Here is a 13,224-nt window from a genome sequence, read left to right as displayed (position 1 = left end):
CGGATGCCGTGCGACGGCTTCCCACCCACGCCCGCGATCACTCTCGGTGACCATGTTGGCGGCCGCGCCGCCGGTCGGCTGAGTGCCTTCCCAACCTCGCCCCGCAGGGCCACTATCGATCACAGCGCCCAGGTGACCGACGGGCGGGGTGAGGGGGAGGAAAGCCATGTGGTCGAGCCGGCAGGATGTCCTTCGACTGTTCCGCATCGCCCTGCGCCGCCCGCCCTGGCACCTCGCCCTCGCCCTGCTGATCTCGGCCTGGACCCTGGCCTGGATCGTGGGTCACTACCTCGTCGGCGACGGCTGGAGTCCGCTGCGGGTGCCGGAGGCTGCCCTGGCCGGTCTGGGCGCCGATCTGGGTGGGGTGTCCTCGGCGGTGCGCGGGTGGCTGGCGGAGGACTCCAGGGCGCCGCTGCTGCGAACCCTGGGCTGGTTGGCGGGGGTGGCCTGGGCCGCGACGACCCGGCGGGCGCAGTTCTCCGCCTTGCTCGGGTGGGTCGCGGTGATGGTGTCCGCCGAGGGACTGGGCTACCACGCGGCGGTGCACCGAGCGGTGCTCGGGATGCTGCTGTTCATGACCGTGCTCTACCTGGCGGCGCTCCCCTTCCGGCGTGCCGTGGTCGACCGCACCGCCCGGTTGCTCCCCCCGGACGTCCTGTCGGCGGGGTCGCTCGCCGCCGCACTGGCCGCTGTCGTTCCCCTGTTGCTCCCCGCCGCCGTCCTGCGCCGGGTGCTCCGCCCCTACCTGACGTTGCCACCTCGCCTGCGGTCGGCCGACCTGCCTCCCGTGGTCCCCACGCCACGTCCGCCGGCGGAGGAGCCCATCCCCGTCGATCCGTCACCGCCGGTGACGGCGAACGAGGGGTTCGTCCGGCCCCGGGACCCGGGGTCCGGCGAGATCGTGGCGGTTTTCCCGGACGGGGCCGCCGAGGGCGCTCCCCACTCCCCGGACAGGTGAGTCGAGTTCCTGGTGCCCGCGTCACGGGCAGGGGGCGGTTCCTCCGCGAACTCCCACACCTCCGTGCGGTCGGGGCCGCACCCCGTGCCCTTGTCAGGTCGTGCCGGCCGGCCGGGGGAGCGGCGCGTCGGGGCCAGGAGCTACGGGAGGTATCGACCGCCGTGCTCCCGGGTAGCCGAGGACCATGACACACCGGGACGACGACGGTTCGAGGAAGCGCCGGACGCGGGAGGAGTACGAGCGCGGGTTGTACGACTACCACGACCCGACCGGGGGGTTCGGCGGGGCGGCTCCCGCTCGCAGCGCGTTGACCCTCAGGTTGTGGCTGGCCGGGTTCGGCGTGCTGTTCTGCGGGGTCGTGGGAGTGCTGCTCCTCCTCAACGGGTTCGTGGCGTTCGGGGTCGTCCTCGTCGTTCTCGCGGTCGTCGCGGTCGTCGACTTCGGCTGGGTCCTGCACCGGAAGCGGCGTGGCGAGCCGGGCTGAGGGACCGCGCCGGCCGTTCGGGGCCGGCGAGCGACGACGAGGCCCAGCGCGCGACGCCGGGCTGTCGAGGGGAGAGGTGCTGGGCATGGCAGCGGGCAGGGACGAGTTCGACGTGGTGGTCGTCGGCGGTGGGGCGGTCGGGGAGAACGCCGCCGCTCGGGCGTCGGCCGGTGGTCTTCGCACCGCCATCGTGGAGGCGGAGCTCCTGGGCGGGGAGTGCTCCTACTGGGCGTGCATGCCCAGCAAGGCGTTGCTCCGCCCCGGACAGGCGTTGGCGGCGGCGCGTCGGGTCCCCGGAGCGCGTGAGGCCGCGGGGGACGGGCTGAACGTCGCCGAGGTCCTGGCCAACCGGGATTCCTTCACCTCGCACTGGGACGACGGGGGGCAGGTCGAGTGGGCGGAGGGCGTCGGGCTCACCGTCCTGCGCGGACGGGCCCGGCTGGTGGGTGAGCGAGAACTGGAGGTCGTCACCGGTGGGGAGCGACGTGAGGTGTCGGCGCGCCACGCGGTGATCCTGTGCACCGGCAGCCAGCCGGTCACGCCGCCCGTCCCCGGGCTGGCCGATGTCCCCACCTGGACCACCCGCGACGCGACGAGCGCCCGTACCGTTCCCGACCGCCTCGCGGTGCTGGGAGGCGGTGTGGCCGGTGCGGAACTGGCGCAGGCCTTCGCCTCGCTGGGCTCGCAGGTGGTGATGGTGGTCAAGGGCGAGCGGGTGCTGAACCGTTTCGAGCCCTTCGCCGGTGAGCTGGTGGCGGAGGGTCTGCGGGCGTCGGGGGTGGAACTGCTGCTGGGGACGGAGCTCGACCGGGTCAGCGGTAGCGGGGGAGGGATCCTCCTGCACCTCTCGGACGGCCGCGAGGTCGCGGCCGACCAGTTGCTCGTGGCGACGGGACGACGGCCGGCCACCTCGGACCTCGGCCTGGACTCGGTGGGGCTCACCGAGGGCGGCGCGCTGACCGTCGACGACAGCGGGCTCGTGCACGGCGTGCCGGGCCGGTGGTTGTACGCGGCCGGTGACGTGACGGGGCGAGCTCCGCTGACCCACCAGGGGAAGTACGACGCCCGGGTGGTGGGGGACGTGGTGGCCGCCCGCGCCTCCGGGGTGGGCGAGGCCGACCAGCCGGAGCCGTGGACGCGGTACCGGGCGTCGGCCGACCACGTCGCGGTACCGCAGGTGGTCTTCACCGACCCCGAGGTGGCGAGCGTGGGCCGCACCGAGGAGGAGGCGCGGAGAGCGGGCCTGCCGGTTCGGGTGGTGGAACTGGACATCGCCGTCGGTGGTTCGGCACTGCACGCGGCGAACTACCGGGGCACCGCGAAGATCGTGGTCGACGAGGAGCGGCGGGTGCTGGTCGGGGTCACCTTCGCGGGCTACGACGTGGCGGAGCTGCTGCACGCCGCCACGGTGGCCGTGGTGGGCGAGATCCCGCTGGACCGGCTGTGGCACGCGGTTCCCGCCTACCCCACGATCAGCGAGGTGTGGCTGCGGTTGTTGGAGAGCTACGGTCTCTGACCCGGGCAGCCGAACCCGGGTCCGCCTCTCGTGGACGCCGCGCGACCCGGCGAGCGGCATGCCGGGCCAGCGGGCGGCACGGCACGGAGATCAGGGTTCCGAGGACGAAGGGGGGCGGGCTCAGCGGAGGTTCACCCGCAACGCGTTCCTGGCGGCGGCCTGGAGGGTGGCGTCCTGCGGATCCGCCCCGCCCTCGGACCACACGGCCTGCGCGATCCTGACCTCGGCCCCCTCCCGCGAGGTGACGAAGGCCGCGCCGTGGAAGTCGTCGGGCCCGGTCGGCCACTCGTGCCCGTCGCGCAGCAGGTCGTCCACCCCGCCTCGGCCGGGGGACTCGACGAGGTCCTGGAACGCACCGGCGGTGTCCTCGTCGGCGAAGGTGGCCACGGCGAGGGAGACCCCGACGGCTCGACCGTTCACCGAGAGGTCGAGGAGACCTCGGGAGAGCGTCGAGCAGTCGTGTTCCCGCAACCAGGTCCGCACGTCCCCGAAGGCGTTGTCGGCGCACCCGGTGCCCGAGTCGGCGGCGACCTCGCGGTACTCGGCGGTGTTCTCGCCGGCCGAACTCTCGGGCTGGTCGGCGTTCACGTCCTGGTCCGAGCCGGACAGGGCGAGGACCACTCCGCCAGCAGCGAGGACCCCGACCCCGACGACGGCGGCGGCCCAGCCCTGCCAGGTCAGCCTGGTGCGGCCGGTGGTGGGGCGGTGCGGGCCGCTGCTCGGCGGGGGTTCTCGCGTGGTGCCAGTCGGCCCCACCTCCGACCGGCCGGTCGACGTCGTTCCCGTCGTGGTCGCGTCGGACCCGAAACCCTCGCGTGCCAGGTCCTCCTCCGTGAGGCCGGCCAGGTCGGTCATGCCGGCGGCCAGACCCGACCCGGGTGGGAAGAGCAGGTCGAGGACGCGTCTGGCGTCGGCTGGCTGGCACGGCGCGGGGTGGTCGGCCAGCTCCCGGGCCGCTCCGAGAACCGTGGCGGGGCTGGGGTGGAACACCCGGACGCCCGCGTCGCGGTCGCCGGGGGCCTGCTCCACCCGCTCGACGAACGGTCCAACCGCGATCAGGGTCCGGACGGGCGGCACGGTGCCGGGTAGCCGGTTCAGGCGGGACTGGATCTCGGCGGTGAGCGTCCGCGCGGCGGCCGCCGGATGTGGTCCTCCTGCCTGGGTGGGCAGGGGAGTGCCGTCCAGGTTCCACGGGGCGTCCAGGGGGGCTCGCAGTGCCCGCACCGGTTCGGGCAGGTCGACACCGACGACCACCAGGACCGCCCTGGGCAGCACCAGCACGGCGTCGACCTGGCCGGCCGAACCGGCCGGGCGTCCGCCGAGGACTCCGACGCCGCCGAGCAGGGCGCGCCCCGTTCCACACGCGACGAGCGCCGCTCGCAGGTCGTTGCCGACGGCGCTGACGGGTTCGCCCAGTCTGACCAGCCTCACGCGGCCACCTCCTCGGACGTCGTTTTCCCGCCCCGACCTCGCGCGGGCCGTCTCACGGTAGCGCTGACATGAGGACGGTTCATGTTACTGCCCGGTATACCGATCTCTGTGCTCGTGATCACTGGTTCGACAGTGAACCACCGGGGTACACGGGCCAGCAGAGGGTGAAGCGACCGGGGGACGGTTCGGGGTTGTCGCGCCGCCCCTCGATCGCGTTCGTGTGGCGGGCACTGCGCCGTCCGGTGCAGAATGACCGAGCGGTTAGGCCATCGGTGTGGTCCAACGCCCGCTCGAAGAGGTCGTAGGGGAAGACGTCCCTCGTCGAGCAGCGGAGGTCAGCAGTGAGCACCAGTGGCAGCACCAGTGGCGTCATCTACGTCCACTCGTCGCCGTCCGCGGTCTGCCCGCACGTCGAGTGGGCGCTGTCGGGCGCGCTCGGTGGGCGGGTGGAACTGCGGTGGACGGCGCAGCCGGCCGTCGCGGGTCAGCTGCGCGCCGAGCACGAGTGGACCGGGACAGCCGGCACGGCCGGTCGCCTGGTCACCGCGCTGCGCGCGTGGCCGATGCTCCGGTTCGAGGTCACCGAGGACCCCAGTCGGCACGTGGACGGCGAACGGTTCTGCTACGTCCCCGGCCTCGGCCTGTGGCGCGCCCGGACCAGCGCCAACGGCGACATCATGGTCACCGAGGACCAGCTGAGGTCCATGACGGCGCTCAGCGATTCCCCGGAGCGCTTCAACCACCGGGTGGGCGAGGTGCTGGGCACCGCATGGGACGACGCCCTGGAGCCGTTCCGCCGGGCCGCCGACGGCGCCGGCGTGCGCTGGCTGCACCGGGTCGGCTGAGCCCCACTCCCCGCGCGGGGAGCGAGCGGGCTCCCGTGACCGATCAGTCCCCCGTGACCGACCAAGTCTCCCGTCGCCGAGCGTGCTCCCGTCCCGTCGGTCCGCACGGGCGGCGCGAGCCCGGCGGCCCTCACCGGGCAACCGGCCCGAGCCGCGACCGGTCCCCGTCCTGGCACCGCCGGCCCCGCCACCTCGTCCTGCCCCGCACGGTGGTGGCGCGGGAAAGGACCCAGGTGCCCGTTCCCGTGCCGCCCCGGCGGCCGGCGGCCCCGCCATCGCCGACCGTCCCGTCCGACGCTGCCCGCGTTCCCCGGCGCGGACCTCACCTCCCTACTCCGGTCCTGCCGACGCGAGCGCGCCAGAACCCGATGTGGACGCCCCCCGACCGGGGATGGCCCGGGACCACCCGAGCGGGGGATTCCCCAGCACGACAGCGGTTCCCGTCCCGCCACTCCCTCGTCCGGGTCCGCCCGACGCGGAAGGAACGGAGGCACCCGGCACGGTCCAGCCGCGCGACGCCGACGCAGGCCGCCCCACGCCGCGAGGCGGGCGGACGATCCACCGGACCCCGACTCGTCCATCGAGGGGGCCCGCCACGTGTGACACCCTTTGCCGGTGGCACCCAGACAGTCAGCCGGCCCGAGGACCAGCGGCTTTCCCCTGCTGATCGTGTCGCTCGCGGTGATCGCCGTGGTGCTCGGAGCGCTCGTCGGCGCTCTCGGGCGGAGCTGGTACGCGGGGGACGACGAGGGCGAGGCGCCAGCGGGCGAGGCCACCTCGCCGGTCGAACCCCCCGCACCGGACGGCCCGGTCCGGGTCGAGCTGACCCCCGACGCGCGGGCACATCCGGATCACGAGGCGATCCTCGCTCTCGTGAGCGCCCACTTCGAGTCCATCAACGCGCGTGACTACGGCTCGTGGGCGACAACGGTGGTGGAACGCCGGGTCCGCGACACCTCCGAGGAGGACTGGCTCAGCAGGTACCGGTCGACCCGGGACGACCACGTCGTCGTCCACCGCGTCGAACAGGGCCCCGAGGACAGCCTGCGGGTTCTGATGACCTTCGTCAGCGGTCAGGACCTCGCCGACGCCCCACCCGAGATGCCCGCCGAGTGCGTCCACTGGCGGGTGGTGTACCCGCTGGTCGTGGAGGGCGGCGAGCTGCGCCTCGACAGCGGCCGCCCGGGGAGTTCGAGCCCGGGCGCCTGCGGCTGAGCACGGCGACGAGGCGGACGGGCGCGGTCGTGGTCCCGCCGCTCGCGGCGGACGGTGGAAGGGGATCCCCACGGCAAGGAGATGGGTCCGGCGGGGGATCCCGGTGCGCTGACCCCCGTGAGCGCGCCGAGACGGGGGCGTGGTCGGCCGAGTTCCCCGACACCCCACGGCCGCGCGCGCGGGACGGCCATGCGGCGGGCGGGCGCGCACCGGGACGGCCCGGGCAACGCCCACCCACCCACGAACGCGGAGGGCGGCTCACCGGCACGGCCGTACCGGGGCCGACGAACCCCGCGCGGCGGTCAGAGCGGGATGTTCCCGTGCCGGCCGCGTGCGGCGGGTGCCGCCGCCAACGCCTCGGCGACCCGACGTCGGGTCTGGGAGGGCTCGATCACCTCGTCGACGACCCCGATCGCCATCGCGCGGTTCACGCCGCCGGCGATCCGCTCGTGTTCCACGGCGAGCCGCTCGTGCAGCTCCTCGCGGTCCTCCTCCGCCGCGGCGGCCAGCGCCTTGCGGTGGAGGATGCCCACCGCCGCCTTCGCGCCCATCACCGCGACCTCGGCCTCCGGCCAGGCGAAGACGGTGTTGGCGCCCAGCGACCGGGCGTTCATCGCGATGTAGGCACCCCCGTACGCCTTCCTGGTCACCAGGGTCACCCGGGGGACGACCGCCTCCCCGAAGGCGTGCAGCAGCTTCGCGCCGCGCCGCACCACGCCGTCCCACTCCTGGCCCACGCCGGGCAGGTAGCCGGGCACGTCGACCAGCACCAGCAGCGGGATGCCGAACGAGTCGCACATCCGCACGAAACGGGACGCCTTCTCCGCGCTCAGCGAGTCCAGGCAGCCGCCCCGCCGCAGCGGGTTGTTGGCGATGACGCCGACCGACCGCTGACCCAACCGGCCCAGCCCGACGACGATGTTGGGCGCCCACTTGGCCTGGAGCTCCTCGAAGGAGGTGCCCACCACGCCCTCGTCGTCCTCCTCGGTGTCGAGGATGGCGCGGACCAGGGGACGCACGTCGTAAGCCCGCTTCGCCTGCTCGGGCAGCAGCGCCCGGAGGTCGGCCTCCTCCCGCACCGACTCCGGGTCGTGCACCCCCGGGCGGGAGAACAGGCCGGTCAGGCGCCGGGCCCGCCGGTAGGCGTCCGGCTCGTCGTTCGCGACGACGTGCACCACGCCGGACTTCTTCCCGTGCGCCTCCGGACCGCCGAGCGCCTCCATGTCGATCCGCTCGCCGGTCACGCTGCGGACCACGTCCGGGCCGGTGACGAACACGCGGCCGGCCGGCGCCATGATCACCACGTCGGTCAGGGCCGGGCCGTAGGCGGCGCCGCCCGCCGCCGGGCCGAGCACGACCGAGATCTGCGGCACCTTGCCGGAGGCGCGGATCATCGCCGCGAACACCTGCCCAACGGCGTCGAGGGCCTCGACACCCTCGGCCAGCCGCGCTCCGCCGGAGTGCCACAGCCCGATGACGGGGCACCCCTCCTCGAGCGCGGTGTCGATGGCGTCCACGATGCGCTGGCACCCCTCGGTGCCCATCGCGCCGCCCATCCTGGCCGCGTCGGTGCAGTAGGTGATCACCTCGACCCCGTCGATCCGACCGCGGGCGGTGAACACGCCGCTGGCGTCGCGGGTCGTGATCGGTGCCAGCGTGCCGGCGTCGAGGAGCTGCGACAACCGCAGTTCCGGGTCCCTCGGGTCCGAGTCGGCGGCGGGAACCACCGGCTCCGGACGAGCTGCCAGGGCGGTCATCGAATCTCCTCGCGACAGGTGTTGGGGCTCGACGCCCCGACACGACGGGTGATCACGGGGTGAACGCGAGTGCCACGTTGTGCCCGCCGAACCCGAAGGAGTCGTTCACGGCGGCCGTCAGGCCCGCCTTCCTCGGTTCGTCGGCCACGACGTCGAGCTGGACCTTGGGGTCGAGGTCCTCGAGGTTGAGCGTCTGGGGGATGACCTCGTGGTGCAGCGACAGCACGGTCACGATCGCCTCGACGGCACCCGCCGCGCCCAACATGTGCCCGAGCGCGGACTTCGGGGCGGTGACCACGGGGTGTTCGCCGATCGCCGACCGGATCGCGGCGGCCTCGGCCACGTCGCCGACCGGGGTGGAGGTCGCGTGGGCGTTGACGTGCCCCACGTCCTCCGGGCTGAGACCGGCGGTGCGGATCGCCTTGCGGATCGCCCTGGCAGCGCCCTCACCCGTGGGTTCCGGGCCGGTGATGTGGTGGGCGTCGGCGCTGGTACCGATGCCGGCCAGCCGCCCGTAGACCTTCGCGCCCCTCGCGGCCGCGAACTCGGCCCGCTCGAGGACCATCATCCCGGCGCCCTCACCGAGCACGAACCCGTCCCGACCGGTGTCGAAGGGCCGCGACGCCCGCTCCGGCTCGTCGTTGCGGGTGCTCATCGTCCGCGCCTGGGCGAAGCCCGCGACCGGCAGTGCCGTGATCACGGCCTCCGCGCCACCGGCGACGACGACGTCCACCTCACCGGCCACCAGCATCCGGTACGCCCAGGCGATGGCCTCGGCGCCGGAGGCGCAGGCCGACACCGGGGCGTGCACGCCGCCCTTGGAACCGAGCTCCAGGCCAACCCAGGCGGCCGGGCCGTTCGGCATGAGCATCGGGACGGTCAGCGGGGACACCTTGCGCAGCCCCGCCGTCTCCAGCAGGTCGTCCTGCGCGAGCAGGGTGCTGGCCCCGCCGATCCCGGTGCCCACGACCACGCCGAGGCGCTCGGGGTCCAGCTCGGGGGCGCCGGCGTCGGACCACGCCTCGCGGGCCGCGACGACGGCAACCTGCTCACAGCGGTCCCAGCGGCGGGCCTCCACCCTGGCGAGCACGTCGGTCGGCTCGACGGCCAGCGAGGCCGCGATCCGAACCGGCAGGTCGAACCGCTCCGGCCAGTCCGCGTTGATGGGTCCCACCCCGCTGCGGCCGGCCAGCAGGGCGTCCCAGGTCGACGCGACGTCCCCGCCGAGCGGGGTCGTCGCGCCGAGCCCGGTCACGACCACCTCGGGAGAGGTCATGCGTTGTTGGCGATGTAGTTCACCGCATCGCCGACGGTCTTCAGGTTGGCCAGCTCGTCATCCGGGATCTTCACCCCGAACTTGTCCTCGGCCTGGACGGCCACCTCGACCATCGACAGCGAGTCGACGTCCAGGTCGTCGACGAACGACTTGTCCAAGTCGACGTCGTTGGCCTCCACACCCGCAACCTCGACGAGGATGTCGACGAGACCCTTCTGGATGTCCTCGTTCGCCACTGGCGTTGTCCTTCCTGCTTGCTTTTCCGCTGGTCGGGCGCTCGGGTGGCCCGACTCGGCTGTCCGTGGTGTGCGGTGACCCGCACGGAGAACGGGGCGGTGCGCCCCGGCGGGACTCACCGGCCGCGGGGCGCCCGGCGCGTCGTCGGAGGAACCCGCCTCACGGGCAGACCACCACCTGGCTGGCGTAGGACAGGCCCGCGCCGAAGCCGACGAGCAACATGACGTCGCCCTTGCTCAGTTCCCCCGCGGACCGCATGTGGTCGATCGCGATGGGGATGGAGGCGGCGGAGGTGTTCCCGGTGTGCTGGATGTCCTTGGCCACCACCAGGTCCTCCCGTGCGCCCTTCGACCGCAGGCGCTTGGCGATCGCGTCGACGATGCGCGCGTTCGCCTGGTGCGGGACCAGCGCATCGATGTCGGACAGCTGGAGCCCCGCCGCCTCGACCGCGCGCTCGGCGACCGGCGCCACCTGGGTGGTCGCCCAGCGGAACACCGACTGCCCCTCCTGGAAGATGTACCGGCCCTCACGCAGGTAGATCAGGTGCGACAGGTCACCCGCGCTGCCCCAGGACACCGGGCCGATCATCGGCTCGTCCGCCGGGCCCACCACGGCCGCGCCCGCGCCGTCGGCGAAGATGATGGCGTTCGCGCGGTCGTCCCAGTCGACCCAGTCCGTGAACCGCTCGGCGCCGATGACCAGCACCCGGCGGGCGGAGCCGCCGCGGACGAGGTCGGAGGCCGTGTTCACGGCGTAGCTGAAGCCGGCGCAGGCCGCGTTCAGGTCGAAGGCCGCTCCCGCCTTGATGCCGATCGCGTCGGCGGTCTGGGCGGCGGCGTTCGGGATCGGACCGGGCATCGTGCAGGTCGCGAAGACGACGGCGTCGAGGTCGGAGGGCGACAGACCGGCGTCGGCGATCGCCTTGGAACCCGCCTCGATCGCCATCGTCACCAACGACTGGTCCGGGTCCGCCAGCTTTCGGCTGACGATGCCGACCCGTTCGCGGATCCACTCGTCGGAGGTGTCGAGTCGTTTCGTCAGATCGTGGTTGGTGACGACCCGGTTCCCGGTGCTGCTGCCGAAGCCGAGGAGGCGGGTGCCGACCGGTCCGGTGCGCAGACTCAGCCGTGGACGTTGTTTGGTCACGCGTTACCACCAGAGAGGTCGGTGTGATGGTCGTGGATGAAGGCGGCCACCCGGTCCAGGTGGTCCGGCGTCTTCAACGGCAGGGTGGGGAGCTTGTGTTCCCGCTTGACCAGCCCGGCGAGCGTGCCGGCCGGCGGCAGCTCCACCACCGCCGCCACTCCCAGGTCCACCAGCGTGGCCATGCACGAGTACCAGTCCACCGGACGGGTCACCTGCGCGACGAGCCGGGACATCATGTCCGCGCCGCTCTCCACCGGGCGGCCGTCGGCGTTCGACAACAGGGGCGTCACCGGGTCGGACACCGACAGGGCCTCGACCCGGAGCCGCAGGGCCTCCTCGGCGGGCGCCATGAAGCGGGTGTGGAAGGCGCCGGCGACGGCCAGCGGGCGGACCCGGGCACCCGAAGGGGGTTCGGAGGCCAGTTCCTGCAACGCGGAGATCTTGCCCGCCGCCACGATCTGGCCGGTCGCGTTGTGGTTCGCCGCGTCGAGGCTGAGTTCGGCCAGGGCGGAGAGGACCTCGTCGCGGTCCCCGCCGAGCACGGCGGACATCCCGGTGGGTTCCAGGGCGCACGCACCGGCCATCTCCCGGCCCCGCACGGCGGCCAGCTCGACGGCGTCCGCCGGCGAGAGCACCCCGGCGGCGGCCGCCGCCGCGAGTTCGCCCACCGAGTGGCCGGCGACGGGCACGCCGGGCGGCAGGTCCACGCGACGCCGCAGCTCCTCCAGCGCCAGCAGTGACAACGCCACGATCAGCGGCTGGGTGATGGCCGTGTCCTTGATCTCGTCGGCGTCCGCCTCCGTGCCCAGCCGGACGAGGTCGAGGCCGGTCGCCTCCGACCAGGCCTCGATCCGGTCACGGGCACCGTCCAGTTCCAGCCACGGCGAGAGCATGCCGGGGGCCTGGGAGCCCTGTCCCGGAGCGAGGAGCGCGATCACGTCATTCACTGAACACGGCACGCCCGGGCGGCTGGGATGCCGGGGGAGACGAAGTCCGTCCCGCGATGTTGTGGAATACCTACAACCCCTCCGTCCTCCCTGGGAGGGGAACCGGGGGAGGTGACTCAGGGGTGACAGGGGTCACGCCCTGGGGTCCTGGGCTGGGGTCGGTTCGGACCGCCGCCGGGCGTCCGCGCCACCACGGCAGCGCGCCAGGGGATCCCGGCCGCCCCCGGCCCGGTGCGCCGGCTCCGCGCGCGACGGCCAGCGGCACCAGGGCTTCTGGTCCCCACCCGGCGTGGCGCCTCGGACGGGCGGGCGAACGGCGGGGTCGGGTGGGCCGGCCGGCGGGCACGGCTCTGGTCGTGATCTCCGTCCGTAGGGTGACGGCATGCGGAGAATCGGTGACACGGACCTGGTGGTGCACCCGCTGAACCTGGGCGGGAACGTGTTCGGCTGGACGGCCGACGAGCGGCGTTCGTTCGAGGTGCTCGACGCCTACGCGGCGGCGGGCGGGAACTTCGTGGACACCGCCGACGTGTACTCGGCGTGGATACCCGGTCACGAGGGGGGAGAGTCGGAGCGGGTCCTCGGTAGCTGGATGACGTCCCGGGGCAACCGCGACGACCTGGTCATCGCCACCAAGGTGGGCATGTGGTCGGAACGTCCCGGCCTCTCGGCGGCGAACATCCGCGCGGCGGCGGAGGACTCGCTCCGCCGGCTGGGCACCGACCGGATCGACCTCTACTACGCGCATGTCGACGACCAGGAGACGCCGCTGGAGGAGACGCTGACCGCGTTCGACGAGCTCGTCCGGGCCGGCAAGGTGCGCCACATCGCCGCGTCCAACCACACGGCGGACCGGCTCTCGGAGGCGCTGCGGATCTCCGACGAGTCGGGACTCGCCCGGTACGTCGCGCTCCAGCCGCACTACAACCTGGTGGAGCGGTCGGGTTTCGAGGGGGAGCTGGAGGCGCTGGCGCGGCGGGAGGGGCTGGCGGTGTTCCCCTACTTCTCCCTCGCCAAGGGTTTCCTCACCGGCCGGTACCGGTCCGCGTCGGGGCAGGAGCACTCCAGCCCGAGGGCGTCCGGGGCGCTCGCCTACCTCGACGAACGGGGGGAGCGGGTCCTGGCCGAGCTGGACCGCGTCGCCGCGGACCGGGGTGTCCCCGTCGCAGCAGTGTCCTTGGCGTGGTTGGTGGCCCAACCCACCGTCACCTCGGCGTTGGCCAGTGCCCGGACGGCCGGGCAGCTCGCCGAGCTGCTGCCGTTGGCCGACGTCGAGCTGAGCGAGGACGAGGTGGCCGCGCTCACCAGCGCCTCGTCCTGAGCCCGGTTCGGGCTGGCTGCCGGGGTTGTGCCGCCGTCCAGGTTCGCGCACCGACCGGGGTAGCGGCCGGTGGGGGCGGTCGCCCGGGTGC

Annotated in this window: 13 protein-coding genes; 6 read left to right on the top strand and 7 right to left on the bottom strand. The window is 73.7% G+C overall.

The window, feature by feature from the left end:
• Positions 1 to 166: 166 nt before the first annotated feature.
• The 3 genes from C1701_RS06085 (at position 167) to C1701_RS06075 (ending at position 2,958) form a co-directional block, all read left to right on the top strand.
• The gene (locus C1701_RS06085) at positions 167 to 958 is read left to right on the top strand and encodes a hypothetical protein (RefSeq protein ID WP_051313244.1); all 792 of its coding nucleotides are present in this window, start codon (positions 167 to 169) and stop codon (positions 956 to 958) included.
• Between the two features lie 184 nt (positions 959 to 1,142).
• On the top strand, positions 1,143 to 1,442 hold the full coding sequence (locus C1701_RS06080) for a DUF6343 family protein (protein ID WP_026417086.1): 300 nt from the start codon (positions 1,143 to 1,145) through the stop codon (positions 1,440 to 1,442).
• Positions 1,443 to 1,527: 85 nt separating this feature from the next.
• Positions 1,528 to 2,958 carry a dihydrolipoyl dehydrogenase family protein gene (locus C1701_RS06075; RefSeq protein ID WP_030146969.1) on the top strand — a complete coding sequence of 477 codons (1,431 nt, stop codon included), beginning with the start codon at positions 1,528 to 1,530 and terminating at the stop codon, positions 2,956 to 2,958.
• Positions 2,959 to 3,078: 120 nt separating this feature from the next.
• Here the strand turns inward: C1701_RS06075 and C1701_RS06070 are convergent, their stop codons facing one another.
• Positions 3,079 to 4,389 (bottom strand): hypothetical protein, encoded by a 1,311-nt coding sequence (locus C1701_RS06070; RefSeq protein WP_103055660.1) that lies wholly within the window; start codon positions 4,387 to 4,389, stop codon positions 3,079 to 3,081.
• Positions 4,390 to 4,507: 118 nt separating this feature from the next.
• Entirely contained in the window at positions 4,508 to 4,738 is a 231-nt protein-coding gene (locus C1701_RS27180) for a hypothetical protein (protein WP_156038739.1), read from the bottom strand.
• Here C1701_RS27180 and C1701_RS06065 point away from each other — a divergent pair.
• Together C1701_RS06065 and C1701_RS06060 are read left to right on the top strand one after the other, a co-directional pair.
• Complete coding sequence (locus C1701_RS06065) at positions 4,731 to 5,234, top strand: DUF3145 domain-containing protein (protein WP_026417083.1); 504 nt, start codon at positions 4,731 to 4,733, stop codon at positions 5,232 to 5,234. The genes C1701_RS27180 and C1701_RS06065 overlap by 8 nt on opposite strands.
• A gap of 615 nt (positions 5,235 to 5,849) precedes the next feature.
• A complete protein-coding gene (locus C1701_RS06060; protein ID WP_156038738.1) occupies positions 5,850 to 6,449 on the top strand; it encodes a hypothetical protein in 600 nt (199 codons plus the stop codon).
• A 302-nt stretch (positions 6,450 to 6,751) separates the two neighbouring features.
• On the opposite strand, the gene C1701_RS06055 is transcribed toward C1701_RS06060, so the two are convergent.
• The 5 genes from C1701_RS06055 to C1701_RS06035 all read right to left on the bottom strand — a co-directional run bounded on the left by C1701_RS06055 (position 6,752) and on the right by C1701_RS06035 (position 11,812).
• Positions 6,752 to 8,206, bottom strand: a complete 1,455-nt coding sequence (locus C1701_RS06055) for an acyl-CoA carboxylase subunit beta (RefSeq protein ID WP_030107269.1) — start codon at positions 8,204 to 8,206, stop codon at positions 6,752 to 6,754.
• Positions 8,207 to 8,258: 52 nt separating this feature from the next.
• Entirely contained in the window at positions 8,259 to 9,482 is a 1,224-nt protein-coding gene (locus C1701_RS06050; RefSeq protein ID WP_026417080.1) for a beta-ketoacyl-[acyl-carrier-protein] synthase family protein, read from the bottom strand.
• Positions 9,479 to 9,718, bottom strand: a complete 240-nt coding sequence (locus C1701_RS06045; protein ID WP_026417079.1) for an acyl carrier protein — start codon at positions 9,716 to 9,718, stop codon at positions 9,479 to 9,481. The genes C1701_RS06050 and C1701_RS06045 overlap by 4 nt, the downstream gene beginning before the upstream one ends.
• 160 nt (positions 9,719 to 9,878) lie before the next feature.
• Complete coding sequence (locus C1701_RS06040; RefSeq protein ID WP_026417078.1) at positions 9,879 to 10,865, bottom strand: beta-ketoacyl-ACP synthase III; 987 nt, start codon at positions 10,863 to 10,865, stop codon at positions 9,879 to 9,881.
• Positions 10,862 to 11,812, bottom strand: a complete 951-nt coding sequence (locus C1701_RS06035) for an ACP S-malonyltransferase (protein WP_026417077.1) — start codon at positions 11,810 to 11,812, stop codon at positions 10,862 to 10,864. Before C1701_RS06035 ends, C1701_RS06040 begins: the two co-directional genes overlap by 4 nt.
• Before the next feature lie 382 nt (positions 11,813 to 12,194).
• Between C1701_RS06035 and C1701_RS06030 the strand changes: the two genes are divergently transcribed.
• A complete protein-coding gene (locus C1701_RS06030; protein ID WP_103055659.1) occupies positions 12,195 to 13,133 on the top strand; it encodes an aldo/keto reductase in 939 nt (312 codons plus the stop codon).
• Positions 13,134 to 13,224: the final 91 nt, after the last annotated feature.

Origin of the sequence: Actinoalloteichus sp. AHMU CJ021, assembly GCF_002895405.1 — a bacterium.
Lineage (GTDB): Bacteria > Actinomycetota > Actinomycetes > Mycobacteriales > Pseudonocardiaceae > Actinoalloteichus_B > Actinoalloteichus_B caeruleus.
The sequence above is the reverse complement of the archived record's forward strand: the minus strand, read 5'-3'. Positions and strand labels throughout refer to the sequence as shown.